At 69.6% G+C, this 26042-nt stretch carries 30 protein-coding genes and 1 tRNA gene; 11 read left to right on the forward strand and 20 right to left on the reverse strand.

What is annotated here, in order from left to right:
* Positions 1-1086: 1086 nt before the first annotated feature.
* Complete coding sequence (gene map, locus AB0J88_RS27260) at positions 1087-1908, reverse strand: type I methionyl aminopeptidase (RefSeq protein WP_364350957.1); 822 nt, start codon at positions 1906-1908, stop codon at positions 1087-1089.
* Positions 1909-1972: 64 nt separating this feature from the next.
* Between map and AB0J88_RS27265 the strand changes: the two genes are divergently transcribed.
* Positions 1973-2239 carry a helix-turn-helix transcriptional regulator gene (locus tag AB0J88_RS27265; protein ID WP_364350954.1) on the forward strand — a complete coding sequence of 89 codons (267 nt, stop codon included), beginning with the start codon at positions 1973-1975 and terminating at the stop codon, positions 2237-2239.
* Here AB0J88_RS27265 and AB0J88_RS27270 read toward each other — a convergent pair.
* The 3 genes from AB0J88_RS27270 to AB0J88_RS27280 all read right to left on the reverse strand — a co-directional run bounded on the left by AB0J88_RS27270 (position 2236) and on the right by AB0J88_RS27280 (position 4128).
* A complete protein-coding gene (locus AB0J88_RS27270; RefSeq protein WP_364350951.1) occupies positions 2236-2757 on the reverse strand; it encodes a hypothetical protein in 522 nt (173 codons plus the stop codon). The two genes, AB0J88_RS27265 and AB0J88_RS27270, sit on opposite strands and share 4 nt — an antisense overlap.
* 79 nt (positions 2758-2836) lie before the next feature.
* Positions 2837-3790: a permease prefix domain 1-containing protein gene (locus AB0J88_RS27275; protein WP_364350948.1), complete on the reverse strand. Its 954-nt coding sequence runs from the start codon at positions 3788-3790 to the stop codon at positions 2837-2839.
* On the reverse strand, positions 3787-4128 hold the full coding sequence (locus AB0J88_RS27280) for a PadR family transcriptional regulator (RefSeq protein WP_364350945.1): 342 nt from the start codon (positions 4126-4128) through the stop codon (positions 3787-3789). The genes AB0J88_RS27275 and AB0J88_RS27280 overlap by 4 nt, the downstream gene beginning before the upstream one ends.
* Before the next feature lie 82 nt (positions 4129-4210).
* On the opposite strand from AB0J88_RS27280, the gene AB0J88_RS27285 reads away from it, so the two are divergent.
* Positions 4211-5020: a hypothetical protein gene (locus tag AB0J88_RS27285; RefSeq protein ID WP_364350942.1), complete on the forward strand. Its 810-nt coding sequence runs from the start codon at positions 4211-4213 to the stop codon at positions 5018-5020.
* Positions 5021-5055: 35 nt separating this feature from the next.
* On the forward strand, positions 5056-5331 hold the full coding sequence (locus AB0J88_RS27290; protein ID WP_364350939.1) for a hypothetical protein: 276 nt from the start codon (positions 5056-5058) through the stop codon (positions 5329-5331).
* A 1-nt stretch (position 5332) separates the two neighbouring features.
* Here the strand turns inward: AB0J88_RS27290 and AB0J88_RS27295 are convergent, their stop codons facing one another.
* Positions 5333-5692 carry a hypothetical protein gene (locus AB0J88_RS27295; RefSeq protein ID WP_364350936.1) on the reverse strand — a complete coding sequence of 120 codons (360 nt, stop codon included), beginning with the start codon at positions 5690-5692 and terminating at the stop codon, positions 5333-5335.
* Between the two features lie 85 nt (positions 5693-5777).
* On the opposite strand from AB0J88_RS27295, the gene AB0J88_RS27300 reads away from it, so the two are divergent.
* Genes AB0J88_RS27300 through AB0J88_RS27310 form a run of 3 tightly spaced genes read left to right on the forward strand, consistent with a single transcriptional unit; the run spans position 5778 to position 7319 of the window.
* Positions 5778-6116 carry a metalloregulator ArsR/SmtB family transcription factor gene (locus AB0J88_RS27300; RefSeq protein ID WP_364350933.1) on the forward strand — a complete coding sequence of 113 codons (339 nt, stop codon included), beginning with the start codon at positions 5778-5780 and terminating at the stop codon, positions 6114-6116.
* Positions 6113-6571: an SRPBCC domain-containing protein gene (locus AB0J88_RS27305; protein ID WP_364350930.1), complete on the forward strand. Its 459-nt coding sequence runs from the start codon at positions 6113-6115 to the stop codon at positions 6569-6571. Before AB0J88_RS27300 ends, AB0J88_RS27305 begins: the two co-directional genes overlap by 4 nt.
* Positions 6558-7319, forward strand: a complete 762-nt coding sequence (locus tag AB0J88_RS27310) for an alpha/beta fold hydrolase (RefSeq protein ID WP_364350927.1) — start codon at positions 6558-6560, stop codon at positions 7317-7319. The genes AB0J88_RS27305 and AB0J88_RS27310 overlap by 14 nt, the downstream gene beginning before the upstream one ends.
* On the opposite strand, the gene AB0J88_RS27315 is transcribed toward AB0J88_RS27310, so the two are convergent.
* The 6 genes from AB0J88_RS27315 to AB0J88_RS27340 all read right to left on the reverse strand — a co-directional run bounded on the left by AB0J88_RS27315 (position 7316) and on the right by AB0J88_RS27340 (position 12295).
* The gene (locus tag AB0J88_RS27315) at positions 7316-8548 is read right to left on the reverse strand and encodes an FAD-dependent oxidoreductase (RefSeq protein ID WP_364351065.1); all 1233 of its coding nucleotides are present in this window, start codon (positions 8546-8548) and stop codon (positions 7316-7318) included. The genes AB0J88_RS27310 and AB0J88_RS27315 overlap by 4 nt on opposite strands.
* Positions 8549-8561: 13 nt before the next feature.
* Positions 8562-8993, reverse strand: a complete 432-nt coding sequence (locus AB0J88_RS27320; protein WP_364350924.1) for a hypothetical protein — start codon at positions 8991-8993, stop codon at positions 8562-8564.
* A gap of 215 nt (positions 8994-9208) precedes the next feature.
* Positions 9209-9973: an ABC transporter permease gene (locus tag AB0J88_RS27325; protein ID WP_364350921.1), complete on the reverse strand. Its 765-nt coding sequence runs from the start codon at positions 9971-9973 to the stop codon at positions 9209-9211.
* Positions 9970-10782 carry an ATP-binding cassette domain-containing protein gene (locus AB0J88_RS27330; RefSeq protein ID WP_364350919.1) on the reverse strand — a complete coding sequence of 271 codons (813 nt, stop codon included), beginning with the start codon at positions 10780-10782 and terminating at the stop codon, positions 9970-9972. The genes AB0J88_RS27325 and AB0J88_RS27330 overlap by 4 nt, the downstream gene beginning before the upstream one ends.
* A complete protein-coding gene (locus AB0J88_RS27335) occupies positions 10779-11159 on the reverse strand; it encodes a DUF1048 domain-containing protein (RefSeq protein ID WP_364350916.1) in 381 nt (126 codons plus the stop codon). Before AB0J88_RS27335 ends, AB0J88_RS27330 begins: the two co-directional genes overlap by 4 nt.
* A 329-nt stretch (positions 11160-11488) precedes the next feature.
* Positions 11489-12295, reverse strand: coding sequence for a GNAT family N-acetyltransferase (locus AB0J88_RS27340; RefSeq protein ID WP_364350913.1), 807 nt, complete (start codon positions 12293-12295; stop codon positions 11489-11491).
* Between the two features lie 216 nt (positions 12296-12511).
* Between AB0J88_RS27340 and AB0J88_RS27345 the strand changes: the two genes are divergently transcribed.
* Entirely contained in the window at positions 12512-13399 is an 888-nt protein-coding gene (locus AB0J88_RS27345; RefSeq protein WP_364350910.1) for a LysR family transcriptional regulator, read from the forward strand.
* 184 nt (positions 13400-13583) lie between these two features.
* Here the strand turns inward: AB0J88_RS27345 and AB0J88_RS27350 are convergent.
* Positions 13584-13657: transfer RNA gene (locus AB0J88_RS27350), tRNA-Gly, on the reverse strand.
* 156 nt (positions 13658-13813) lie between these two features.
* Here AB0J88_RS27350 and AB0J88_RS27355 point away from each other — a divergent pair.
* Positions 13814-14782 (forward strand): zinc metalloprotease, encoded by a 969-nt coding sequence (locus AB0J88_RS27355; RefSeq protein WP_364350907.1) that lies wholly within the window; start codon positions 13814-13816, stop codon positions 14780-14782.
* Positions 14783-14841: 59 nt separating this feature from the next.
* Here the strand turns inward: AB0J88_RS27355 and AB0J88_RS27360 are convergent, their stop codons facing one another.
* The gene (locus AB0J88_RS27360; protein WP_364350904.1) at positions 14842-15357 is read right to left on the reverse strand and encodes a pyridoxamine 5'-phosphate oxidase family protein; all 516 of its coding nucleotides are present in this window, start codon (positions 15355-15357) and stop codon (positions 14842-14844) included.
* 44 nt (positions 15358-15401) lie between these two features.
* Here AB0J88_RS27360 and dcd point away from each other — a divergent pair, with 44 nt between their 5' ends.
* Entirely contained in the window at positions 15402-15989 is a 588-nt protein-coding gene (gene dcd, locus AB0J88_RS27365; RefSeq protein WP_364350901.1) for a dCTP deaminase, read from the forward strand.
* A gap of 45 nt (positions 15990-16034) precedes the next feature.
* On the opposite strand, the gene AB0J88_RS27370 is transcribed toward dcd, so the two are convergent.
* The 3 genes from AB0J88_RS27370 to AB0J88_RS27380 form a co-directional block, all read right to left on the reverse strand.
* Positions 16035-16961 carry an NlpC/P60 family protein gene (locus tag AB0J88_RS27370; protein ID WP_364350898.1) on the reverse strand — a complete coding sequence of 309 codons (927 nt, stop codon included), beginning with the start codon at positions 16959-16961 and terminating at the stop codon, positions 16035-16037.
* A gap of 132 nt (positions 16962-17093) precedes the next feature.
* A complete protein-coding gene (locus AB0J88_RS27375; protein WP_364350895.1) occupies positions 17094-18146 on the reverse strand; it encodes a hemolysin family protein in 1053 nt (350 codons plus the stop codon).
* Positions 18139-19473 carry a hemolysin family protein gene (locus AB0J88_RS27380; RefSeq protein ID WP_364351062.1) on the reverse strand — a complete coding sequence of 445 codons (1335 nt, stop codon included), beginning with the start codon at positions 19471-19473 and terminating at the stop codon, positions 18139-18141. The genes AB0J88_RS27375 and AB0J88_RS27380 overlap by 8 nt, the downstream gene beginning before the upstream one ends.
* Before the next feature lie 111 nt (positions 19474-19584).
* Between AB0J88_RS27380 and AB0J88_RS27385 the strand changes: the two genes are divergently transcribed.
* Complete coding sequence (locus AB0J88_RS27385) at positions 19585-20220, forward strand: DedA family protein (RefSeq protein WP_364350892.1); 636 nt, start codon at positions 19585-19587, stop codon at positions 20218-20220.
* Between the two features lie 90 nt (positions 20221-20310).
* On the forward strand, positions 20311-22281 hold the full coding sequence (locus AB0J88_RS27390) for a hypothetical protein (protein WP_364350889.1): 1971 nt from the start codon (positions 20311-20313) through the stop codon (positions 22279-22281).
* Positions 22282-22283: 2 nt separating this feature from the next.
* On the opposite strand, the gene AB0J88_RS27395 is transcribed toward AB0J88_RS27390, so the two are convergent.
* The 4 genes from AB0J88_RS27395 to AB0J88_RS27410 all read right to left on the reverse strand — a co-directional run bounded on the left by AB0J88_RS27395 (position 22284) and on the right by AB0J88_RS27410 (position 25934).
* Positions 22284-22928 carry a response regulator transcription factor gene (locus tag AB0J88_RS27395; RefSeq protein WP_364350886.1) on the reverse strand — a complete coding sequence of 215 codons (645 nt, stop codon included), beginning with the start codon at positions 22926-22928 and terminating at the stop codon, positions 22284-22286.
* Positions 22919-24052: a sensor histidine kinase gene (locus AB0J88_RS27400; RefSeq protein WP_364350883.1), complete on the reverse strand. Its 1134-nt coding sequence runs from the start codon at positions 24050-24052 to the stop codon at positions 22919-22921. Before AB0J88_RS27400 ends, AB0J88_RS27395 begins: the two co-directional genes overlap by 10 nt.
* Before the next feature lie 272 nt (positions 24053-24324).
* Positions 24325-25413 carry a hypothetical protein gene (locus AB0J88_RS27405; protein ID WP_364350880.1) on the reverse strand — a complete coding sequence of 363 codons (1089 nt, stop codon included), beginning with the start codon at positions 25411-25413 and terminating at the stop codon, positions 24325-24327.
* Positions 25410-25934: a SigE family RNA polymerase sigma factor gene (locus AB0J88_RS27410; RefSeq protein ID WP_364350877.1), complete on the reverse strand. Its 525-nt coding sequence runs from the start codon at positions 25932-25934 to the stop codon at positions 25410-25412. Before AB0J88_RS27410 ends, AB0J88_RS27405 begins: the two co-directional genes overlap by 4 nt.
* Positions 25935-26042 lie beyond the last annotated feature (108 nt).

Consider the following 26042-nt stretch of genomic DNA (forward strand, 5'->3'; position numbering starts at 1 on the left):
CGACCTGACAATCCATTAACGGATGCCAAAATCAATCACAATTGGCACTGGCTTATCAAACACCCTGTTGAGTTCTCAAAGAACAAACACACACCGTAGTTCAGGCCCGATTCGCTCGTTCCTGCCCTGCGGGGCACAACTTGTCCAGCTTACTCGGTCGTTTTCGCGCTGTCAAGCCGGTATTTTCGGCTTTCTTGCACTTCGCCCGAGATCCCGCAACTTGGACGCGAAGATCCGCTCCCGTGTTGTTGCTAGGAATCCTGCAGACCGGCCGGATTCCGTCGCTCCCTTGAGGGGCTCTCGGATCATCCCGCCCGGCTCCTGCCGGCTTGGTTACTTTACCCGGTCGGCTTCGCAATCTCAAATCCGGCCTAGCCGGTAGATCGCACCGCCCGAACCCTCCACCAGCAAACTGCCTGGTAGTGGTGCCTGCGTCCCCCCGGTCGTTTTGTCCGGTGTTCCGCTTGCAGAGAGAAAGTTACGTTGGACGTCCCTGAAACGCAAATCAGGGTTGATCCATGTCCACTTGCTCCGGTTGCGGCCTGCTCCAACACGGTGAGGGCCGGCGTCGACGTCGCCCTGGAGCAGGACGCCGCGCCTCCAGGTCTGACCACCTCGTGCACGACTCGGAAGACTGCGCAAGCAGGCGGGGCGCGGCCGGCGTACCTGACATTGCGACCCCATCGCATCCTGCCTGGCCGCGTACCGGTCGACCTGGTCCGCACACTGGCAAGACCGAGCAGGGCCAGGAGCTTCGGCCCGCGACCGGAGTCGCTGCCGCGAAGGCGACCACACCGTCGCGGCTCGTGGGGTCGAAGGAGAGTGCCGCTGCCTCGCACCTGGACGACCGATCGGGCGCCCGGCCCTGCTGCGACCCGTTCCAGTTCTCCACCATCCGCGTGAAGCTGGTCGGCCCGCTCGCCGCCCGAGCTCAGGGAGTCCAGGACGCGGTCGGCTGCGGCCTCGAGCTGGCCCGACCTCACGCACACGGTGCCGACCGGGCAGCGGCATGGGTCGCGGCGAGTGCCGACCCCGCCTCCCACGGTCATCGCCGACCAAGGCACCGGACACCCGGAAGTCAGCAGGTCACGAGGCTTTCGCGGGCCTCTCCGCGGCGCCCGCGGTCGAGCCGGTGCCCTCAGCGGGACGGCGGGTCAAGACCTGGGGACCAGCATCGGTGATCGCGACCGTGTGCTCAGAGTGCGCGGTGCGCGAGCCATCGGCGGATCGGATCGTCCAACCATCCGGGTCGTACACGATCTTGTCCGTCGACCGGCACAACCACGGCTCGATCGCGATCGTCAGACCAGGCTCGAGCTTCATGCCGCGCCCAGCCCGCCCGTCGTTCGAGACGTGGGGCGACTCGTGCATCGTGCGGCCGATTCCGTGGCCGCCGAACTCGCCGTTGACGCCGTAGCCGTAGGAATGGGCGACCGAGCCGATCGCGTGGGAGACGTCGCCGAGCCGACCGCCGGCCTGGGATGCGGCGATGGCCGCCTCCAGGGCTACCTCGGTGGCCTCGATCAGCTTGAGGTCCTCCGGGTCGGGCGTACCGACGACGAACGAGACCGCGGAGTCAGCCACCCACCCGTCGATGCCGACCGCCATGTCGATGCTGAGCAGGTCGCCGTCCCGCAGGACGTAGTCGTGGGGCAGGCCGTGCAGCACCGCGTCGTTGACCGAGAGGCACAGCACGTTGCGGAACGGGCCGCGGCCGAAGGACGGGGCGTAGTCCCAGTAGCAGGACTCGGCTCCCCGCTCCTTGATGCGGCGGCGCGCGTGGTGTTCCAGGTCCATCAGGTTGACACCGACCGCGGCGACGCCGCTGAGCTCGGCGAGCAGCTCGCCGACGAACTGGCCGGTCACCGCCATCCGCCTGATCTCTTCGGCGGACTTGAGCTCGATCACGAAAAGCCTCCCTGTCGATGTGCGGTATTTTTATACCACGCTGCCGGAGGGCTATCCTGCTCGCATGGTTCGCCAGCCGCTCACCCCAGAACAGATCGCAGCGGGCCAACGCCTTGGAGTCGCCCTTCGCGCCGCTCGCGGCGGTCGCAGCCTCGTCGAGGTGGCCCTGGCGGCCGGCATCTCCCCTGAAACGCTACGCAAGATCGAGGCGGGCCGCCTTCCGGCGCCGGCGTTCGGCACGGTCGTCGGCCTCAGCCAGGCGCTCGCCGTGCCGCTGAGCGAACTCGCCGACGTATGGCTGGCCGACGTGCCCGTGCGCCAGGCGTCCTAGCGAGTCGTGGCACGCAGCAGGTAGACCGCCCGGCTGAGCACCTGGCGCAGCACTCGGAGCTGTCTGGGACTCCAGGTCGGCGAGTAGGAATCCAGCTTGAAGACCCACGGCACCGAGGCCGCGAAGAGTTTGTCGTAGCAGGCGTCTCGCACCACCCCGCGGGTGTGCCAGGAGTGGGCCGTGCTGTGGGCGACGTCGGCTCCCCAGTTCCACAGGTCCAGGCCGGCCTGGGGATCGAGGGCGATCCGCTTTCCGCGTAGCCAGTCCTGCGCCGGCTCCAGGTCCGTCACCTCGACCACACCGTCGTCGCCGTCCGCGCTCGGCCAGCCTTGGGCCGAGGCCGTGGCGCGGCACTCGTCCTCCGACGCGAACGCGTGCACCTGGCCCGCCCGAGCCGCGACACAGTCCTGGCCGCCTGGGTCCGACCCGTACCAGAGATAGACCAGGCGTCCGTCGAACTTGAGCCCGGTCACCCAACCTTCGACCGGTACGAGCTCGTCACCCACGACCGACGACACTGCCACACCCGAGCGCGCCCGTACGGGTACAACACAGCCCGGCCCCGAGTAGGGGGCCGGGCTGATCGAGAAAGCAGCGTCAGGCCGCGGCGCGACGAAGCTTGACGATGCTGTCCGCGATGTTCCACAGGGTGATCACGACCGTTCCCACGACGGTGACGGTGGCGACCGTGTCGAGGTTGTCGGGCTGGCTGAGCCAGTCGAACCTGGCCACGAGCTCGGGGTTGAGCAGGCGGTCGTTGTGCACGAGGAAGATGACGGGGATCGCGAAGGCCAGGTCCAGCACCGCGTTGGTGACGACCAGGGGGAGGGTCCAGCGGCCGACGCGGTACTTGGCGAGCTCCAGGCCCAGCGTCGCGACCAGGACGACCATCAGGAACGGCAGCCAGAAGCTCCACAGCGCCGGGTCGAGGATCGGCAGGTTGCCGTCGCCGTCACGGGCCGGGACGAACGACCGGAAGTGCTGCAGCGGCACGTACGCGATGACGAGGACGAGGAAGCCGATCGAGGCCGCGGCGTCGGTGAGCGTGATCTGCCGGTCCGGGCGGTCGTGCGGAAGCTGGTCGACCGTCCACGCCGGCAGGTCGAGCTTGGTGTTGGTGCGCTCCAGCAGCGCGAACACCAGCGTGACCCAGAAGCCGATCTGCACGGCGGTCTGGATCGCGGCCCCGACGCCCGTGCCGATCGCGCCGGCGGGTGCGGACCCGTCGGTGGCATCCACCAGGCCGACGATCACGCCGACGAGCGCCGGCACGAAGCTGAGCAGGAGCTTGAGCAGCCGCCACCAGGCCAGGTAGTAGGTGGGGCCGATCAGCTGCAGCCGGCGGTCGGCGTAGCGCGCGGCCAGCTGGGTCGGATCACCGAGCTCGGTGAGCACCTCCCGCTCGGCGGCGGTGGCATCCTCGCCCGCGGCCGTGCGGTCGTCGATCATGTCGGCGATCGAACCGCGCAGCTCGGCTGCGATCTCCTCGCGGCGCGGGGCCGGAACGGTGCGCAAGGTGGCCGCGACGTAGCGCTCGGTGAGGGAGGTCATCGTTTCACTCCTTGGATCAGTGCGGTCATCGAGGTCTGTACGGCGGCCAGGTCGTCCAGAAGTCGGGTCAGCGTCGACTCGCCCTCCGCACTGGTCCGGTAGAACTTGCGCGGCCGGCTCTCTTCGGTGTTCCACTCGCTGGTCAGCAGCCCCTGCTCCTCCAGCCGGCGCAGCAACGGGTAAAGCGTGTTGGCGTCCACCGGGAAGCCGTGCTCCGTGAGCCGTTGCAGCAACGCGTAGCCGTAGTCGGGGTGGCGCAGGGCTACGAGGCTCGCCACGACGACGGTGCCGCGCCGCAGCTCTTGGAGGTGGATCCGCAGGATCTCATCGCTCGCCATGCGTCACACGATACTGTGTGGCACACACCAATGTCTAGTGGCACATCATCGTGCCGGTCGAGGGTCGTTTAAAGTCAGGTCCATGCGGGTGGCGATGGCGAGCGCACCGGCCGAGCGCGACCGCGTCAACGAGGACTTCTTCGCGGCGGGGCCAACGGCCGCCGTGCTGCTCGACGGCGCCGGGATCCGCGGGATCGAGTCGATCTGCCGGCATGGCGTCGCCTGGTACACGAACCGGCTGGGCGGCGAGCTGATCGGCCGGCTGGCGCTCGCCGACGGTCGCGACCTGGTGTCACTGCTCGCCGAGGCGATCGATGCGGTGGCCCGCGCCCATCGCGAGACCTGCGACCTGACCGACCCGAGCAGCCCGTCGGCCACGGTGGCGATCCTCCGGCTGACCGGCGACCGGGCCGATCACCTCGTGCTCGGCGACTCGGTTCTCGTGCTCGATCGGGGCGACGCGGGTCTGGCCGTCGTGCACGATCGCCGGGAGCTCGTCGTGCGGGAGCGTTTCGGATCGGCCTACGAGGCCGCACCCGAGGGCAGTGCCGAAAAGGACCGCGAGCGCGCCCGGTACGTCACGGCGTTGCGCGCCAACCGCAACCAGGCGGGCGGGTTCTGGCTCGCCAAGGACGACCCGGCGGCGGCGGCCGAGGCGATCACCGGCAGCGAGCCGATCCTCGGCCTCACCGATGCCACGCTGCTCACCAACGGTGCCAGCCGCCTCGTCGACCGCTTCGGCGCCGTCGACTGGTCGGGTGCGCTGGCCATCGTCCGGGAGCACGGGCCAGGAGAGATCATTCGCCGGGTACGGGCGACGGAACAGTCGGCCGGCGTCCCCCGTGACGACGCGACGGTCGCACACTGCGCGGGCCTGGCCGGCGAAAGCTAGCCCGGGCCGCCGTACCCGCGTTCTATGGTCGAAAAATGGCGTGGAGTCAGCTGCCAGGAGACAAGGCCTACCGGGTGCTCGAGGCCGGCCCGACGTTCCTGGTGTCGACCCGCGGCCTGGCCGGCCGCGCGGACCTGATGACCGAGGCGTACAGCGGGCTCGTGATCCTCCAGGCCCGGCAGGTCTGGGTCAACCACGACCGGGAGGAGCACCGGACCTTCCACCACAACGGAGACGGCACCTTCAACGCCGACGGCGATCTGATCGACCTGCGCGACCGGATGGTCGTGTGGAAGGCCTACCAGGACTGAGCTACCAGATCACGACGGCGCCGCCGGCCGAGCGGGCTCGGTTTATGGCGTCGGCGATGTTGGTCAGGCGTTGGGTGAGGAAGTCGGGGTCGCGGCCGACCGACGCTGCGATGTAGTCGAGGTTGTCGAGCAGCAGGGTGCAGTCCGAGTCGAGGGCGTCGAGCTCGGCGACGGTCTCGGCGTACACGTCCTGTGTCGCCAGCATCGGCAGCATCCTCGCCCCCAGGGCCACCACGCAGGGCGCGCCGTAGATGCCCGTGCGCGCGGTCGTCGGGCCGGCCAGGTCAGAGCCGGGCGGACCGTCGAGGAACAGCATCTCGCCGGCCGGACCGCGGACGTACGCGTGCACGAGGAGGCTCATCGTCGTCGATCGTTACACATCGACGACGCTCCGCGTACACAACTAAACGGTTGTGAAACTGATTGGTTGTGGATAGGGTCGCAGAGTGACCACCGACGAGCTCACCCTGGTCTTCGCCGCTCTGGCCGACCCGACCCGGCGCGCCATCCTGGAACGGCTCGCGCGCGGCGACGCCACCGTCAACCAGCTCGCCGAGCCCTTCGCGATGAGCCAGCAGGCCGTGTCGAAGCACATCAAGGTGCTGGAGAAGGCGCGGCTGGTGCACCGCACACGCGCCGCGCAGTCCCGGCCGTGCGTGCTCGACACCGTGCGCCTCGACGCCGCGGCCGACTGGATCGCCGAGCACCGGCAGGTTTGGGCCGACCGCTACGACCGCCTCGACGAGCACCTCGCGTCGTTGCGCCTTGGAGAGGAGTCCCGTTGACCGACACCGGCGAGCTGACCTACCGCCGCGTTCACGACGCGTCGCCCGAGGTGCTCTTCGACTGCATGACCCAACCGGCGCACCTCACGCATTTCTGGGGTCCGACCGGCACGACGACCCCGCTCGACGGCATCGTCGTCGACCTGCGGCCGGGCGGCGCGTTCGAGACGACGATGGTCAACGACCGCGACGGCAGCAGCTACACGATGCGCGCGACGTACGTCGAGGTCTCGCGGCCCGACCGGCTCGTCTGGATCGAGCCGGAATCGCAGGGCGGCATGAAGACCACGGTCACGTTCAGCGCGCTCGCCGACGGTCGCACCGAGGTGGTCACCCACCAGACCAACGTGCCGGAGGCATACCGCAGCGCCGAGGCCCGGGCCGGGTTCCAGACCAGCCTCGACCGTTTCGCGGCCTATCTCGATTCGCGGGAGGAACGTCATGGTGACATCTAGGGACGGCACGACCATCGCGTACGAGCGCAGCGGCAGCGGCCCGCCGGTGATCCTGGTCGACGGGGCGATGTGTCACCGCGCTTCCGGGCCGATGCGCGGCTTCGCGGCGGTGCTCTCGGAGCATTTCACCGTGTACGCGTACGACCGGCGGGGCAGGGGCGAGAGCGGGGACACGCAGCCGTACGCCGTGGAACGGGAGATCGACGACCTGCGGGCGTTGGTGGCCGAGGCCGGCGGGTCCGCTCATGGCTTCGGCATCTCGTCGGGCGCTGCCCTGCTCGTGCTGGCGGCCGCCGCTGGGGTGGGGTTCGAGCGGCTGGCACTCTACGAGCCGCCGTACGTGGCTGACCGCGACCCGTCCTATTCACCGCGCCTAGCGGAGCTGTTGTCGGCCGGCCGAGACGGTGACGCGATCGCGCTGTTCATGACCTCGATCGGCATGCCGGCGGAGCTGGTCGCCGGGATGCGGACGCAACCGTTCTGGCCGGTCTTCGAGGCGGTCGCGCCGACGCTGGCCTACGACAACGCGATCATGGGCGACCACTCGGTTCCCCTGGCCGCGGCCGGTTCGGTGACGGCGCCGACGCTGGTGGCGGCCGGGGGCGCGAGCCCGGCCAACCTGCGGGCCGCGGCGAAGGCGGCCGCGGAAGCGCTGCCGGACGCGCTCCACCGCGAGCTGCCGGGCGAGACGCACGACGCGTCGCCGGCGGTCCTGGGTCCGGTGCTGGTGGAGTTCTTCCGCGCCTAGAGATGCTCGGGCCGGACGCCGAGGCCCACCGCCCGGGCGGCCAGCCGTTGCAGCCGCGGCGTGCGGTCGAGCAGGCGCATCGGGCCAAGGATGTTGACCGGGCCGGTCAGGTGCAGCAGCGGGTCGACGACGCGCCGCTGCGCGAGCCGCTGGCCGGCCTGGGTCACGGCGGTCGGGAACCGGCGGCGGCGCTGGACCTTGGCCAGGTCTTTGTCGCTGAACGTGCCCGTTGCCAGCGCCGGACCGAGAATCCGCGCCGTCGCCACGGCGTCCTGGACGGCCAGGTTGATGCCGACCCCGCCGATCGGCGACATGGCGTGCGCGGCGTCGCCGATGAGCAGGGCGCCAGGCACGGACCAGTCGCGCAGCCGATCCAGTCGCACGGTCAACAGCCGCACGTCGTCCCAGCTCGCGATCTCGCTCACGCGATCCTTGAGGTGCGGGGCGCGGTCGGCGACCCGGTCGTGGAACGCGTCGAGCCCCGCCGCCCGCACCTCGTCGTAGCCGCCTTTGGCGATCACGTAGGCGCACTGGAAGTAGTCGCCCCGGTCGATGCAGAGCATCAGCCCGCCGGCGCCGATCCGCATGTCGAGCCCGATCGGGTCCTCGGGCCGCCGGGACAGCCGGAACCAGAGCACGTCCATCGGAGCCCCGAACTCCCGCGGCCGCAGGCCGAGCCTGTCACGGACCACCGACCCGCGCCCGTCGCAGCCGACGGTGAGGCGGGCGTGGATGTCCTGCCCGTCGGCGGTACGGACGCCGACCACGCGGCCGTCCGCGTCCCGGAGCACGTCGACCACCTCGGTCGACCGCACCAGCCGGAAGGTGGGCAACTTGGCAGCCTCGTCGGCCAGCAGGTCGAGAAAATCCCACTGCGGCAGAAACAGCACGTACGGGTGGGCGCCCGGCAGTCGACTGAAGTCCGCGACGCGCACGGTCCCGTCGTCAAAGGTGGCCCGCAAGGAGTCAACCTTGCGCCCCGGCCGCGCTGCGATGGCTGCCCCGAGCCCGATCTCGTCGAGCAGGTTCAACGTGGACGGGTGAACGGTGTCGCCCCGGAAGTCGCGAAGAAAGTCGGCATGCTTCTCGAGCACCACGACGTCGACACCCTGCCGAGCAAGCAACAACCCGAGCACGACCCCAGCCGGCCCGCCACCCACGACACAGACAGTTGCCTCGACGACGACCCCTCCTTGATGAAAGCCAACCCCGTCCCGCCCGGAGCACAGTGCGGCCCCGTGATCACCCCCACCCGTCGTTGAGGACGAGACCGATGCCCGTGCCGCCGACGGCCGCCAGGACCACACCCAGCGGAATGGCCGTCCACGACATCAGGAAGGACAGCGAACCATCGGTGTGCCCGTTCTCGGCCACGAACCGCTCCGGCTCTCCCGGATCGACCCACACTGTCATCTCCGGTTGAGGAGTGCTGCGACATCCGGTCAGCCCGGCGCACGGGATCCACTCGTGATACTGCGCCGACTCGTACATGTAGTAGACCTCGATGCGATCAATGCCGCTGCCGCGGCCGCCGCCCCCGGCTCGATCGCTGATGGTGGCGGTGACGGGAACTCCGTCGCTCCGCAGCCGCTCAGCACGCTCCGACAACTGCCAGCGGTAGACGACGGAGCCGACCGCCAGGGCCAATCCGCCCAGCAGAAGCGCGGACGCCACCAACCCCACCTTCCGCCTACCGCTGTTCCCGGTGGTGGCACCGGCCTTCCGTCTCGCCACGGATCGACTCCCCTCAACGCTCCCACCGTAGAGGCGACGATCAACTCCCTCGACAGTCCCGCCACCTCCGGGCTTCGCGCCCAGGGGTGGCGGACCTGTGCCGGGGGGACAGCGCCGCCTCCATCCGGATGCGGCGCCGTCTTACTTGCGATCGGCTAGCTGATCTTCTTGCGGTAGATCGCTGTCGCGGCCGCGTAGGCGGCCACGAGCAGGACGGCGCACCAGATGAGGGCGATCCAGATGTCGTTGCCGACGGGTTGCTGCGCGAACAGCGCACGGAGAGTATTCACGATGGACGTTACCGGCTGGTTCTCGGCGAACCACGCGACCGGACCAGGCATCGAGTCGGTGGGGACGAACGCCGAGCTGATGAAGGGCAGAAAGATCAGCGGGTAGCTGAAGGCGCTCGCGCCGTCGATGGTCTTGGCGGACAGGCCCGCTATCACGGCGATCCAGGTGAGCGCCAGGGTGAACAGGATCAGGATGCCGGCGACGGCGAGCCAGTTGGCGACGGATGCGCCGGTGCGAAACCCCATGATCAGCGCGACGCCTGTGACGATCACGATCGAAGCCAGGTTGGCGACGAGTGAGGTCAGGACATGCGCCCACAGCGCGGACGGTCGTGGGATCGGCATCGACTGGAAGCGCTCGAAGATACCGCCCTGCATGTCGAGGAACAGACGGTACGCCGTATAGGCGATGCCGCTTGCGATCGTGATGAGCAGGATGCCGGGGAGCATGTAGTTGATGTACGACTCGTCGGATCCGGTGTTGATGGCTCCGCCCAGCACGTACACGAAGAGCAGCATCAGCGCGATCGGGGTGACCGCCGTGGTGATGATGGTGTCCGGGCTGCGGAGGATGTGACGCAGCGAGCGGCCGGTGAGGGTTGTGGTGTCGCTGAGAACGTAGGCGGTCATCGGGATTCCTCTCCTGCGGGCACGGCTGCCCCGTCGGCGGCGTCACTGGCGTCGGAGACAAGGGCGAGGAAGACGTCCTCGAGGGTCGGCTGCTTCTCGACGTACTCGACCTTGGCGGACGGGAGGAGTTGCTTCAGCTCGGCGAGAGTGCCGTTCTGGATGATCGTGCCCTTGTGCAGGATCGCGATCCGGTCGGCAAGCTGCTCGGCCTCGTCGAGATACTGGGTGGTCAGCAGGATTGTTGTGCCGTCCTTGGCGAGCTGCCTTACCGCCTGCCAGACCTCGATGCGGGCCTGCGGGTCGAGGCCGGTGGTCGGCTCGTCGAGGAACACGATCGGCGGGTTCCCGACAAGACTCATCGCGATGTCCAGCCTCCGGCGCATGCCGCCCGAGTACGTCGCCGCCCGGCGATTCCCCGCATCAGTGAGCGAGAAACGGGCGAGCATGTCGTCGGCGATCGCAGCGGGATTCGCCAGATGGCGGAGCTTCGCGACCAGGACCAGATTCTCCCGGCCGGTGAGCACTTCGTCGACCGCGGCGAACTGGCCGGTAAGGCTGATCGACTTGCGTACGTCGCCCGGGGCCGAGGAGACGTCGAAGCCGTGGACTATCGCGGTGCCGGTGTTCGCCTTCAACAACGTCGACAGGATCCGCACCAGCGTGGTCTTTCCAGCGCCGTTCGAGCCCAGCAGGGCGAAGATGCTCCCGGCTGCCACGTCGAAGTCGACGCCCCGCAACACGTGCAAATCCTTGTAGGACTTCGTGATGGCCTGCACCCTGATCGCGGGTTCGCGGGTATTGGTGGTCATGCGCTCTTCTCCTCGCCGTCGTCGCCAGCGGCGGCGTCGATCGCTTTCCGGAGGCGCACGCGTTCCTTATCTATCCACTGCTTGCCTGAGTACGCCCGCAGGAACGTCTCGGCGAACTCGACCGGGTCGTCGCCGACGATCGCCCGGACCGGCGTTCCGTCGGCAACCGCACGCTCCCAGAGGTCGACGAAGTCGCCGAGCATTGTGATGAGCGTGTCGCCGTCGAGGATCCCTCCCTGGTACATGAAGTACCGCTGAAGAGCCTCGGCCGCGTTGCGATAGGGCTCCGGCAGGGCCCCGATCCGGGCCATGTGGTGCTTGTACTGCCTCTTCTGATCAAGTGACCCGACGAGCGTCTCGCTCCACTTCGCGGCCATGCTCATGCTCCTTCGTCGTATTGGTTGTCGTTGTGTTTGAGTTGCTCGATGCGCTCAGCGAGGACGCTCCACGTCCCCCAGAACTCGGCGAGTTGCTCTCGCCCCTTCGCGTTGAGCGAATACACCTTCCGCGGGGCCGATAGCGACGCCGAATACTGGGCACGTCTTGACCACCTGGCTGACGGCGTGGGCTCGGGGGCGAAGGTCCACTGTGATCGGACAGCGCGCGAGCAGAGTGAGGGACTATTTCTGACCTTTTCATGACAAATCTTTCTTCGATGGCACGCGGCGGCTTCGGTGCCACCCGGTTTCTGAGGTTGCGGACGCGGCTACGGCAGGGCGAGTTCGTAGCGGCGCGTTCGACCGGAAGGGCGGAAACCGAGGTGCTCGCGGACCGCGAGCAGGTGGGTGTCGCCCTCCTCGGTGCGGGTCTCGATCTCGTCGACGTGCGGGTGGACCTCACGCAGACGTTGGATGAGAGCGGCGTTGACCCAGATGCCCAGCCGCCGTCCGCGATGATCGGGGAGCACCGCCGGCCCGTACTGACGGGCGCGGTTCGGGGAGAACGGGCCGACGACCGCTACCGCGTAGGCCGCCAGGTCGCCGTCCGCCTCGGCGGCGGTCAAGACAGCGTCATCGGTGCGGCTCGGCCGTTGGCGCAGGTCCTCGACACGGCGGGTGGTCGGAAAAGTCGCGGTCCGGTGGATCAGTCGGTACCCGGAGGGCTCCGCGTCGACCATCTCACCCAACCAGGCCCAGTGGACGTCGCCGTAGGTGAGGAGGTCGAGGCGCTGGGATCTGACGTGCCGGAACCCGTGCAACAGACAGAACGCCTCCCCCGGCGCACCCGCGGCGACGTCCGCGAACAGGCGAGGCTCGGCGGTGTGCGCCCGGACGGTGGCCAGGAGCCGTGAGCCGATGCCATGACGCCGCCACTGCGGTGCCACGTACAAGGTCAGCTCGGGGACACCAGGCCAGATGGCGGGGGTCGAAGGCGGCAGAAGGTCGCGCCAGAGCGGAATGACCGACCGTAGGGCGGCCGCCCCGGCCACGGAGCCACCTGGCATCACCGCCTGCCACCGCGAGACCCCGGGGCGATCCGGCACGGCCACGATGTCGCTCAACGTTTCGCTCACGGAACCTACGATCGCCGCACCCGAGGTGTGCAACAACGGCGAAGATCGAACTGCCGGTTAAGTCGCCGGTTATCAATCGACGCTCTCCCCTGCCTGCGCCGCGACCGTGGCCCGGATCACGGTCGGGAGACGCGCCTTCGTCACCTCCTTACACTTCGGTGTTGCGCCGGCCAGCGACGGGATTCGGACGCGTGACGACGGGAGGGGATCGGCTCGGTGGAGCTGCGTGACATCGAGATCTTCCTGACCCTGGCCAGGGAACTCCACTTCGGACGGACGGCCGAGCGACTCCGAGTGTCTCAGGCGCGAGTCAGTCAGGCGATCAAACAGCAGGAACGCAGGATCGGCGCAGCCCTGTTCGAGCGGACCAGCCGCACCGTGCGGCTAACTCCGCTCGGCGAGCGGCTCCGCGACCGACTCGACGCGGGCTACCGCGAGATCATGGCCGGCATCGAGGAGGCTGCCGCCGCCGCGCGCGGGCAGATCGGCACGCTGACCATTGGCACGATGGGTCCCCATCACCAGGAAATGCAGGCCGTCCTTGACCTGTTCCGACAGCGACATCCGCAGTGTGCGTTGCGTACCCGTGAGATCCTTCCCACCGACCCGTTCGGTCCACTGCGCGCCGGCCGGGTCGACGTCGGGATACTCTGGCTACCGGTCCGGGAACCCGACCTCACCGTCGGGCCGCATCTGCACAGCGAGCGCCTGGTGCTGGCCGTCGGCTCCGATCATCCACTGGCCGATCGGGACCAGGTCTCGATGGAGGACCTCGGCGATCACCCTGTGGTGGGTCCCGAGGGGCCGATTCCGGGCTACGTGTGGGAAGCGCACACGCCGTCCGTGACACCCGCCGGCCGGCACATCCGACGTGGCATCACCGTGGACACCCTCGAAGAGGCCTTCACGGCGATCGGTGCCGGCCTGGTCATCTCCCCCGTCGGGGCCCATGTGGCCGCCTCCCGGGTGCGCGCGGACATCACGTTTGTGCCCGTCGTCGACGGACCGGTCCTGCGCTACGCGCCAGTGTGGCGCAGCGCCGGCGAAACCGGGCTGATCCGCGCCTTCGTCGAAGCCGCCATGGACGCGCAGAACACCCCTTAGCAAGAGCAGGAGACGGGTCGAAGAGGCCGGCAAGGGCAAGCGGTGCGGCGACGACCCGGACGATGAATGGCCGGCGTGGTGGCCCGGCGGCGCTAATGGCCCGTGGATGGCCCGAAGCATGATCGTGGCCGGAGAAATACGAAGGCCCTCGCTGGGACTGATGTCCTGACCAGGGCCTTCGATGTGGAGCGGGTGACGGGAATCGAACCCGCACTGTCAGCTTGGGAAGCTGATGTTCTGCCATTGAACTACACCCGCGAGCCAGGCCACTCTACCCAACCGACGCAGGTTGCGCACCAACCCCCTCGGTGAGGGGCGTGGTTAGGGCCGGCGCAGGGGTTCCGGATATTCACTCGCATCGTGCTCATCAGTAACGTCCTTCACATCTGTTCCACGGGGAGGAAGAGGTGAGCAATGACGCTTCAGGGAACACGTTGGGCGTGGCGGGCGGCTACGACCGCGGGCGCCGCGCTCGCGCTCGTGCTCAGCGCCGGTGCCGCCGCACCCGCCAGCGCTAAGAGCGCGGCGCCCGGCGGCGGTGAGGTCTGCGTCGGCGGGCACAGCAGCGGCAGCAACCTCAAGGTGCGTAAGGGCGCACAGCGCCAGGACCCCAATGACCTCTCGCCGGCGGAGGTGGCCGCTGCCGAGGCCGCGTTCGACGCGGCGGCTGCCGCACGTAGTGGTGGTGTCGCAGACGAGCGGGCCAAGAAGGTCACCGTCCCGGTGGTCGTCCATGTCGTGTCCGCTGACGGCACCCGGGCTACCGGCAACATCCCCCGGTCGATGATCGACGCGCAGATGAACGTGCTCAACCTCGCCTACGGCGGCTTCACCGGTGGGGCGGCCTCGTCCTTCACGTTCAAGCTGAAGAAGGTCAATCGGGTGGTCAACCCGGCCTGGTCGCCGATTCTCTCGGAGACCCCGGCCGAGGTGCAGATGAAGCGCCAGCTGCGCGAGGGCGGGCCGGAGACGCTCAACATCTACATCGGGATCGTCGACCCCGGGCTGCTCGGCTGGGCGACCTACCCGGAGCGGAAGATCACGAAGTATGACGGTGCCGTCATCCTCTCCGAGTCGCTGCCCGGCGGGACCGCCGCGCCCTACAACGAGGGTGACACCGCCACCCACGAGGTCGGGCACTGGCTCAACCTCATGCACACGTTCGAGAACGGGTGCGAGGGCAAGGGTGATCACGTGGCCGACACTCCGGCCGAGGCCGACGCGCAGTTCGAGTGCCCGATCGGCGCCGACACCTGCGCGGCACCGGGGCTGGACCCGATCCACAACTTCATGGACTACACCGACGACGTCTGCATGTATCAGTTCACCGCGGGCCAGGTGAAGCGCATGCAGCGCGCCTGGAACGCCTTCCGCGCACCGTAGGACGCCAAGACCCGGACCGCCGCCGGCGCCGCCCGAGATGGGCGGCGCCGGCGGCGTCTCTAGTTGAGCGCCAGGGCTGGGGTGCGCAGCGCCGGTTTCGTGCCGGCGCGGCGCGGGGATGATCGGCGACGCTGGCCCGACGGGTCGAGCCAGATGCGGACCTCGGGAGCCGTGCCGCGCCGCGAGAGCATCGCCGCCTCGACGGTGAGCTCGAAGAGCCGCCAGTCGACCCGGGGCTCGGCACGTAGGTCGACGGCGATGGCCTGAACCCGCCGCGGGTCGGTGACCGGCTTGGCCCGCCCGGCGACATAAGCCTCGTCGTCGCTGTCTTCAGGTGGGAACGAGTGGAGCGCGTAGCGGCCGTCACGCTCGAGGTCGCGCCGTTTGGGCGAGTCGACGACGAAGCAGAAGAGGCCGTCGTCGGTGATCACCGGTGAGACCGGGTGCACCCGGGGGCCACCGTCGGCCCGGACGGTCGCCAGGTAGCCCAGGCCGGGCCCGTATTGGTGCAGGAGGGCGTGGATCGCCCGCGCAAGTCGCGGCTCATCGGACGCGAACTCAGACCAGGAAGCCATGGAGTGATTCTATCGTACATACGTACGAACCATAGGGTGATTCAATGCTGCTCTCCGACCGTGACCTGGTCACGGAGATCAAGTCGGGCGCCCTGACGCTGGAGCCGTTCGAGCCCGCGCTGGTGCAGCCGTCCAGCATCGACGTGCGCCTTGACCGGCTGTTTCGGGTGTTCAACAACCACCTCTACACCCACATCGACCCGGCCACCCAGCAGGACGAGCTGACCTCGTTGGTGGACGTGCCGGACGGTCAGCCGTTCGTGTTGCACCCGGGCGAGTTCGTGCTCGCCTCGACCATGGAGGTCATCTCCCTGGGTGACACGCTCGCGGGGCGACTGGAAGGCAAGTCGAGCCTCGGCCGCCTCGGCCTGCTCACCCACTCGACCGCCGGCTTCATCGACCCGGGCTTCTCCGGCCACGTCACGCTGGAGCTGTCCAACGTGGCCAACCTGCCCATCATGCTCTGGCCGGGCATGAAGATCGGGCAGCTCTGCATCTTCCGGCTGTCGTCGCCGGCCGAGCACCCCTACGGCGCCGCTGTCTACGGCTCGCGCTACCAGGGCCAGCGGGGTCCGACCCCCAGCCGGGCCTGGCAGAACTGGCGCACCTGGCCGACCGCGCCGGACGCGTAAACGAAAGCGGGGGCCCCGAAGGGCCCCCGCTCACGTAAGAACCAGCTAGCGCTTCTTCACCGAGCGGTATCCCGTGATCGGCATGTTGTTGACGCTGGACACCTGCACCGGCTGGCCGGCCCGTGGTGCGTGCACCATCTTGCCGTTGCCGATGTAGAGGCCCACGTGGCTGATCGGGCTGTAGAAGAAGACCAGGTCACCGGCCCGTGGGCTGGATACCGGATAGGTCTCGTCCCACTGGTCACCCGTGTAGTGGGTCAGCGAGACGCCCGCCTTGCCCCACGAGTAGAGCGTCAGGCCGGAGCAGTCGAAGGTGCTCGGCCCGTCGGTGTTGAAGACGTACGGCTTGCCGACCTGCTGGCACGCGGTGCGCACCGCGGTGCCCTCGGCCGTCGTGACCGTCGAGATCTTCGGGCAGCCGGCCACGTTGACCCGCGTCGGCGGCAGCGAGTCCTCGAGCTTCTTGATGTCAGCGGCGATCTGCTTCTTGCGCGCCGCGAGCTCGGTGTCGGTCTTCTTGTTCTCGGCCACCAGGGCGTCGAGCTTGACCTTCTCGGCGTTGAACTTGTCGCGGGCCTTGACCACGTCGGCGATCTGCGCCTGCTCGTGCCGGGCCAGCATGTCGATCATCGCGAGCTGGTCGGTGATGTCGCTGGTGTTGCCACCGCTGAGCAGCATCGTCAACTCGCTGCTCGGACCCGCTTTGTAATGCTGCGCCGCGATAGCACCGATCCGGTCGAGTGCGATGTCGGCCTGCAGCGACAGCGGCGTGATTTTCTTTTGCAGGTCTTTTGCTTTCCTTTGGTTTTTCTCAAGTTGCGAGTGAACCTTGTTGTACTGCTCGATGACGGGCTCTAGCTGCCGCCATTTCTTGTCGATTTCGGCCTCGATCTGCTGCGGGCTCGGCTCGGCAGCAGCGAGACCTGCCGGGAGTACGGCAGCGACCAGGCCGAAGCAAACGGCCAGCAACACGTGGACAAACGGCCGGGACGCGCGCAAGGCGATTGCCTCCCGTAGTGAGACGAATGGGCGTGGGGGGTACGCCGCCGAGGAAACACATTAGAGAGAAGCGAAAGCGCCCGCAAGGCCGCATTCGCTGTGCTGTCAGGCGGGTACGGGCGGTGTAACACCTCCGCCAGGAAAGCCCGAATTGCCCTGTCCCACAACCGCATTCAATACATCGTCGAGAGTCACTACTCCGAGCGGCGCCCGGCCGTCACTGACCAGCACCATGTGTTGCCGCTCACGCCGCATCGACAGCAACAGGTCGGCCAGCGACCGATCCGGCGGTACGACCGTCAGCCGCCGCACCACGTCCTCGGGCACCGGCGCCGTCCGGCTCGCACCCGCGTACCCGAGGATGTCCTTGACGTGCACGAAGCCCAGCACCCGGCGGGTGCTGCGCTGCACGACGGGGAAGCGCGACCGTCCGGTATGGGTGGCGAGCACCTCCAGCGACGCCGGCGACACGTCCTCGGCGACCGTGGTGACCGACGACCACGGCCGCATCGCGTCGGCCGCGGTGCGGTCGTGCAGGGCCAGCGCGCCGGTGATCCGGGCGTGCTCCTCGGAACCGAGCAGCCCTTCGGTGCGCGCCTGCGAGACCAGCCCGGCCAGCTCCTCGGCGGTGAACACGGTCTTCACCGCGTCGGCCGCCTCGATCCGCCACAGCTTCAGCACCAGCCGGGAGACCCACTTCAGCGCGACCAGCAGTGGCTTGGTCGCCACGCAGAACGCCAGCATCGCCGGGCCGAGCCACAGCGCCGAGGTCTCCGGTCCGGCGATGGCGATGTTCTTCGGCACCATCTCGCCGATGACCGTGTGCAGGTAGACCACGATCATCAGCGCGATGACGAACGCCACCGGGTGGACCGCCGCCTCCGGCAGCCCCAACGAGTGGAACGGGCTTTCCAGCAGGTGGGCGATCGCGGGCTCGGCGATCGCGCCGAGGCCGAGCGAGCAGATGGTGATGCCGAGCTGCGCGCCCGCGATCATCAGCGGGATCTGGTTCATCGCCGAGAGCGCCAGCCGCGCCCGGCGGGACCCGGCGGCCATCGGCTCGATGACGGTGCGGCGCGACGCGATGAGCGCGAACTCGCTGCCGACGAAGAACGCGTTGCCGAGGATCAGGACCGCCGTGACCAGCAGGTTAAGCATGATCGGCCTCCGGGCTGACGACGCGCACCTGCTCGACGCGGTGCCGCTCCACCTCGACGACCGTGAACTCCCAGCCCGCCTCGTGGATGGTCTCGCCGGCCACGGGGATGTGCCCGAGCCGTGCCATCAGGAAGCCGGCGAGCGTCTCGTACGGGCCTTCGGGCAGCCGGAAGCCGGTCAGCTCGGCCAGCTCGTCCTCCCGCAGCATCCCGTCGACCAGGAACGTGCGGTCGCCGCCGGGCACGGTCAGCTCGACCACGCCCGTCTCCTCGATCGCCTCGAGGTCGAACTCGTCGGCGATCTCACCGACCAGTTCCTCGACCAGGTCCTCGACGGTCACGACGCCGTCGGTGCCGCCGTACTCGTCGACGACGATCGCGAGGTCCGCGTCCGCCGCCCGCAGCGCCGCGAGCACGCCGTCCAGGTCGAGGCTCTCCGGCACGTACACGGGCTCGCGGGCCACCGACGCCACCGTCGTGGTCGCCCGCCGGGCCGGCTGCACGCCGAGCGCGTCCGGCACCGCGGCGACCCCGGTGACCAGGTCGAGCGTGTCCTCGTACACCGGGAACCGGGTGCGCCCGCTCTCCCGCGCGGCCTCGAGCAGCTCGGCCACGCTGGCCGTGCTCCGCAGCGCGATGACGTCGACCCGCGGTGTCATCGCCTCCGCCGCGCGCTTGTCGCCGAACCGGATCGTCCGCTGCAGCAGCATCGCGGTGTCGCTGGGCAGGGCGCCGGCCCGGGCGGAGATCGCGGCGAGCAGTCCGAGCTCCTCCGGCGAGCGGGCGCTGGCCAGCTCCTCCTGCGGCTCGACCCCGAGGCGCCGCACCACCCAGTTGGCCGAGGCGTTGAGGCCCGCGATCAGCCACCTGCAGCTCGCCGAGAACATCCGCAGCGGCACGACCGTGCCGAGCACCGCGGACATCGGCCGGGCCAGCGCCGCGTTCTTCGGCACCAGCTCGCCGAAGAGCATGGAGAGCAAGGTGGCCAGAGCCAGAGCCAGGAACGTCGTCACCGTACGCGTGGAGTCGTGCGCCAGAGGCTCGATCACCGGCCGGAACAGCTTGGCCAGCGCCGGCTCGGCCAGGTATCCGGTGAGCAGCGCGGCGATGGTGATGCCCAGTTGCGCGCCGGAGAGCTGGAAGGACAGTTCGTGCAGTGCCCGGCGCACCGTGGTGGCGCGCTTGTCACCGCCGGCCGCGCGCCGGTCGATCTCCGCCCGGTCGACGGTGACCAGGCCGAACTCGGCTGCGACGAAGAACGCGTTGGCGCCGGTCAGGAGCACGAACCCGACCAGCGGAAGGATGGTGGTCAGTACGACGTCGATGATCGGTTCACCTCGGCCGGGATTGTTTCACGCTTCCGTTACTGAGGTTTTCCGCAGTGCGTCGGGAGGTCCGCCGCATGGTCCTTGACCCGGCGCGTCCATAGCGTCGATCGCATGATCCTCACCAGCGCACCCCAGCCCACCGACGGCATCGCCGGTTGGGCCGTCGACCTGATGGACCGGCTCGGCGCACCCGGCGCCGGCCTGGCCGTCGCACTGGAGAACCTGTTCCCGCCGCTGCCCAGCGAGATCATCCTGCCGCTCGCCGGCTTCACCGCCAGCCGCGGCGAGCTCAGCCTCCTGGCGGCGCTGTTCTGGACGACGGCCGGGTCGGTGGTCGGCGCGCTGGCGCTCTATCTGGTCGGCGCCGCGATCGGCCGGGAACGCATCCGCGCGGTCGCCGCCCGGCTGCCGCTGATCCGGCTGCACGACATCGACCGCACGGAGGCGTGGTTCGCCCGGCACGGGACCAAGGCGGTCTTCCTCGGACGGATGATTCCGGTCTTCCGGAGTCTGATCTCCGTGCCGGCCGGGGTGGAGCGAATGCCGGTGCCGACCTTTCTCGCTCTGACCACCGCCGGCAGCCTGATCTGGAACACCGTATTCGTGCTGGCCGGCTACCAACTCGGCGAATCCTGGTGGCGTGTCGAGGCGTACGCCGGCGTGCTCCAAAAGGTCGTGATCGGGGCTGTCGTCCTGCTGTTGGCCTGGTTCGTCGCGACCCGCCTGCGCCGCCGATACACCCCATAGGGGCACGCAAGATCGGCGTCATCGACGTACCCTTTCGGCACCGCTACCGTAGGTGCGCCCTTCTCGCTTTCACCCTTGGGGAACAATCCGATGGCGACCAGTCCCCGTCTGGTTCTACTGCGCGACAGCCGGTGGCCCGACGTGCCCGGCGTGTGCTGCTGGCGCGCCGCCGCCGAGGCTGCCTTCGGCGCCGCCGGCACAGCTGTCGCCGATGCGACCTGGGAGGGTCCGAAGTACGTTCGGCCCGGCACCGAGCCGCCGAAGCCTCCACCGCCCCCGCCGCCGAAGAGCCGCGCGGAGTGGCTGCCGATGCCGGTGCGGCGGGGCGCGCGACTGGGGCGCAAGGTCGTCCGCAAGGTTCACCGGCTGGTCACCCCACCGCCACCCCCGCCTCCGCCGCCCCCGCCACCGCCGCCGCCACCGGCGGTGCCCGGTCTGGAGGGCGCCTCGATCGTGGTGGCCGAGTCGTTCGCGGCCGCGCTCGCCGCGCTCAAGGGCGGTGCGCCCGGCGACCGGATGTGGGTCCTCGCCCTCGCGCCGACCCGCACGGTGCAGGGCGGCGCGACGTCCTTCGGCACGCTGGTCAACGAGGTCGCCGACCGGGTCGCCGGCTTCGTGACCGACAGCGAGCTCGGGCGGGACGCGGTCGAGCGGGCCGCGACCAGCGGACGCCCCCGCGTCGTCGTGCTGCCGCCGCTCGCCGAGGACCGGTCCTGCTCGTCGTGCGCCGACGCCGCGGTTCCCACCCTGCCCGAGCTGGACCCGGACACCACCGCGGCGCTCGAGCAGCTCATCGCGTGGCGCTACCCGACCGACACGTACTCGGGCCCGATGGCCCGCCGCCGGGGGCTCGCCGCCGACTGGGCGCCGACGGGCTGGCTCGACTGGAACCAGGACGGCCGCGACTGGCCCCGCCCGGGTCTGCCCGACGCGCGGCCCGACTGGTCGGCCGCCGCCCAGGAGCGCGGCGCCCGTGAGCTCGTCGCGGCGACCCTGCCCGTCGAGTCGGCCACCGAGCGCGCCGGACGCAACGTGCTGATCTCCGGCTTCGACCTCAAGTTCATCCGTGAGCTGGGCCACCGGCTGGACCAGCGCGGCGACCTGGACGTCTCGCTCGACGAGTGGCGGATGATCCGCACGCAGCAGTCGCCCTCGGAGCAGACCGAAGAGCTGCTGCTGAAGGCCGACACGGTCGTCGCCGAGTGGGTCCGGCCGAGCGCGGTCTGGCTGACCGAGCGCAAGCAGCCCGAGTCGAAGCTCATCCTCCGGCTGCACCGGTTCGAGCTCGAGACCGCGTACCCGAGCAAGATCGATATCGACCGGGTCGACGCGGTGGTCTACATCGCGCCCGCCCTCGGACCACGGATCCGCGACGAGATCGGGTGGCCCAAGGAGAAGCTGGTCTACATCCCGAACTACCTCGACATCGACTGGCTCGACCGGCCGAAGCTGCCCGACGCCCGGTTCTCGATCGGCATGGTCGGCACCGAGCGCTTCCTCAAGCGCCTCGACCTCGCTCTCGACGTGGTGGCCGCCGTCCGCCGCGAGGACCCGCGGTTCACGCTGCACGTGCGGTCGATGACCCCGCAGGACAACATGTACGTCTGGGCCAGCCGCGACGAGCAGGAATACGCGGGCTGGTGCCAGGACCGCATCGAGCGCGACCCGCTGCTGCGCGGCGGCGTCGTCTTCGAGGCGCCCGGCCGCGACATGGCCCGCTGGTACCGCCGCGTGGGTGGCTTCCTCTCGATGAGTGACATCGAAGGGGTGCACCTGGCCGCGGCCGAGGCCATGGCCTCCGGCGCCGTTCCGGTGTTCCGTCCCTGGCCCGGGGTCCGCGAGGTGTACGACGACCACTGGATCCATCCGTCGGTCGACGACGCGGCCGCCGCGTTGCTGGCCAACGCCGACCCGGACGTCTGGGCCGAGCGGTCGGCCGCGGCCAAGGCCGAGATGCGGCGCCGCTACGACCCGGCCGCCGTCCTGACCGCCTGGGCCGACCTGGTGCACGGCGACGTCGACAAGGCCCGCGAGCCGTTCGCCTCGTACGTCAAGATCTGAGGTCAGGAGCCCAAATAACGCAGCACCGCGAGGATCCGGCGGCTGTAGCCGGTCGTGTGTGACAGGTCGAGCTTGTCGAAGATCGCGTTGACGTGCTTCTCCACCGCGCTCTGGGAAACGTGCAGCGCGGCGGCGATGCCGGCGTTGGTGTGACCCTGAGCCATCCGATCCAGCACCTCGGCCTCGCGCGGGGTCAGCCGGCGCAGCGGGTCCGCGTGCGAGGTGCGGGCGAGCAGTTGGCGCACCACCTCGGGGTCGAAGGCGGCGCGCCCGGCGGCCACCCGGTCCAGCGCGTCGAGGAACTCGCCCACCTCGGCGACCCGGTCCTTGAGCAGGTAGCCGACGCCGTCGCTGCGGGTGGTGAGGAGCTCGACGGCGTACCGGCGCTCGACGTACTGGGACAGCACCAACACCCCGACGGCGGGCCAGCGTCCCCGGATCTCGACCGCGGCGCGCAGCCCGTCGTCGCGGTGGGTCGGCGGCATCCGGACGTCGACCACCACCACGTCGGGCTGATCGGCCGCGACGGCGGCGAGCAGCGCCGGCGCGTCGCCGACCTCGGCCACCACCTCGTGACCCTCGTCGGTCAACAACCGGGCCAGACCCGCCCGGAGCAGGACGGAGTCCTCCGCGATGATCACTCGCACGGCAGGACCGCGGTGATCGTCGTCGGGCCGCCGGGCGGGCTGTCGACGGTCAACGAGCCGTCCAGCGCGGACGCGCGCCGGGCCAGCCCCGACAGGCCGCCGCCGGACGGGTCGGCGCCGCCGGGTCCGTCGTCGGTCACGCTCACGCGTACCCCCTGATCGGTCTTCGTGACCGCCACGCGGACCCGACTGTTCGGTGCGTGCTTGGCCGCGTTGGTCACCGCCTCGGACACCACGAAGTAGGCGGCCGTCTCGACGGCTGGCGGCAGGCGGTCGGCCGGGCAGTCGACGGAGACCGGCACGCCGCCGCGCTCGGCCACCCGGGACAGCGCCTCGGCGAGGCCGAGGTTGTCGAGATCGGCCGGGTACGCCCGCCAGGCCACGTCGCGCAGCTCAGCCAGGATCTCCCGGGCCTCGTCGTGCGCCTGCCGGACGAGCTCGTCGGAGCGGTCGCGGTCGGTGCCACGCCGGGCCTGCCCGAGCAGCAGCCCGAGCGCGACCAGCCGCTGCTGGACCCCGTCGTGCAGATCACGCTCGATCCGCCGCCGCTCGGCGTCGACCGCCGCGACCACACCGGCGCGGCTGGCGGCCAGCTCGCTGATCCGGCGCTCGTAGCGGGCTCGGTCTCCGGGCACGAGCAGCCGCCCGGCCAGCCACCGGTCGAGCGCGGCCACGCCGAGGAAGCCCTGCACGGCCAGGAAGAGCAGGACGAGACCGCCGACCACCTGGGCGAAGACCAGGAGCGCACCGCTGCGGCCGACGAACAGGTCACGCGCCCAGACGGCGCCGGTGCCGAGCCCGTAGAGGAAGAGCAGGGCGACGATTCCACCGAGCAGACCGATGATCCAACGAATCCCGAGGTACGCGACGGCGCGGCGCTCGGTGTAGTCGTCCAGCGCGTCCACGGCGGCGCCGCCGGGCAGGAACGCGGCGATGCGCCAGCGCTGGACCTCGACCAGGTGGCGTGCGGGCCGCTCGATCGCGGTGGGCCGGCGGCCGCGGGTCAGCTCCACCAGGACGACGAGCCCGGCCCAACCGAGAAAGGCGACCTCCGCCACAGCGGTGGCGGCACCGACGACGACGCCGACGAACAGCCGCCCGCCCGTGCTCAGCACCGCTCCCATGCGCTGCACGCTACCGCTGCGGTTTTCCACACCCCGCCGGCTGTGGAGGACACCCGGGAGGTCGGCGACGATCGTGGGCGATGGAACTTGTGACGTCCCGACTGCTGCTGCGGGAACTGCGCGACTCCGACCAGGCGGCGGTCCACCGGTATGCCAGCGATCCCGACGTGACCCGGTTCTCGCCGAGGTCGGGTTCCACAAGATCGTCGCCACCTGCGCGACCACCTGCTGATCCGAGGACGGTGGCGGGACCGGTTGACCTTCGCGGCGGTTCAGGGCGTGTAGGCCAGCAGTTTCAGGTTCTCGACCGCGGCCGGTTCGGTTACCTCTGCCTTGACCACGTAGTCCGGACCGAGCAGGGTCAGCTTGCCCCGGGTGCGCACCAGGATGTCGCCGTCGGGCTGGAACAGGATCGCCGTCACGTCACCCCTGACCGGCAGACCGACGTTCTCGCCCGTACCCACGTCGATGATCGTGTCCGCGACCAGATCCCGGGCGATGTCGGAGTCTTCCTCCTGACCCTTGCGCTGCCACACCGAGATCAGACCACCATCGGCCGACATGCTGTACGGGTCGCAACTGCGCCGGCTTCCGTAGTTCTCCCGCACGTCCTCGCTGCCGAACCCGGGAACTACACGGGCGTTGCTCCCGTCGGGATCGGCCGTGACGAGCCTGCACTCGCCCGTCGCGTACCCGATGTGCTTCCCGTCAGCAGACCACAGGAAGTGGATCGCCGACCGCTGGTCCGCCAACGGGGTGAAACGGCCCGTCGCGACCGTGACGATGCCCTTCGTGACCTCGCCGTCGGGGCCCTTGGCCAGCAGCAGGCGCTCGGAGTCCGGCGACCAGGCCGGCTCGTACCCGTAATATCTCGCGCCCTGGAAGACTGTGCGGCGGTTGCGGCCGTCGCGGTCGGTGACGACCACCTTCCCGCCCTCGTCGACGAAGGCGACGCTCGCACCGTCCGGCGACACGCTCGCCGCGTACGCGTCCTTCTCCAGCACGGTGTCCACACCGGACTTCGTGACCCGGACCAACCGCTCGGAGTCGGAGTAGTAGAGCCACCCGGGCAACCCGGCGATCGAGCTCTCGACCGGAGCGGCGCTCGGAGAGGGCGAGCTGGTGACCGACGGCGCGGTCGGCACGGTGGCGGGCGAGGGCTGGTTCGGCTCGGTCAGGCTCACCTGCCACGCGAGCCCGCCGGCCAGCGCCAGCGCGCAGGCCGCGGCGGCACCGCTGACGAGCGCACGGTTGCGGCCGATCCGTTTCGAGCGGACCAGCGACCGGTCGACGAAGTCCACCGGCTTCACCTGATCGCCGATGTCGGTCAGGCTCTCCCGCAACAGGTCGTCGTCGTTCATTTTCCGGTCCCTTCCGTGGTCCGGAATTGCCTGAGCTCGGGTACGAGCTTGCGCAGTTGCTCGAGCGCCCGCGCGGTCTGCGTCTTGACGGTGCTGACCGACACGCCGAGCATCTCCGCGGCCTCGACCTCCGTGTGGTCCTCGAAGTAGCGCAGCACCACCACGGCGCGCTGGCGTGGGCTGAGCGACCGCAGCGCCTGTTCGACGGTCATCCGCCGCGTGATCGACTCTGCGTCGTGACCCCGTTGGTCGATCGGTTCGGGGAGGTCGCCGGAGAGCACCTCGGCCGTCCTGCGCCGGCGCCACACGGAGACCTGTTGGTGATACATGACCCGGCGGGCGTACGCCTCGGCGTTGCCGAGCTCGTGGAGGCGGGACCAGGCCCGGTGCGTGCGGGCGAGCGCCTCCTGCACCAGGTCCTCGGCCAGGTGTTGGTCGCCGGTGAGCAGATAGGCCGACCGCAGCAGGGCATGGCTTCGGGCGCGCACGAACGCGACGTACTCGTCCTCGGCTACAGCCATGCTCGATCCGATCGACGACGTAACCGGTGCGGGCCAGGAGTCTAGCCGCGCCAAAGCCGACGTCTGAGCCTGCACTGGTTCCCCCTCCCCGGTTGGGGCTGCCCCGCA

Source organism: Asanoa sp. NPDC049475 (genome assembly GCF_040676915.1).
Classification (GTDB): domain Bacteria; phylum Actinomycetota; class Actinomycetes; order Mycobacteriales; family Micromonosporaceae; genus Asanoa.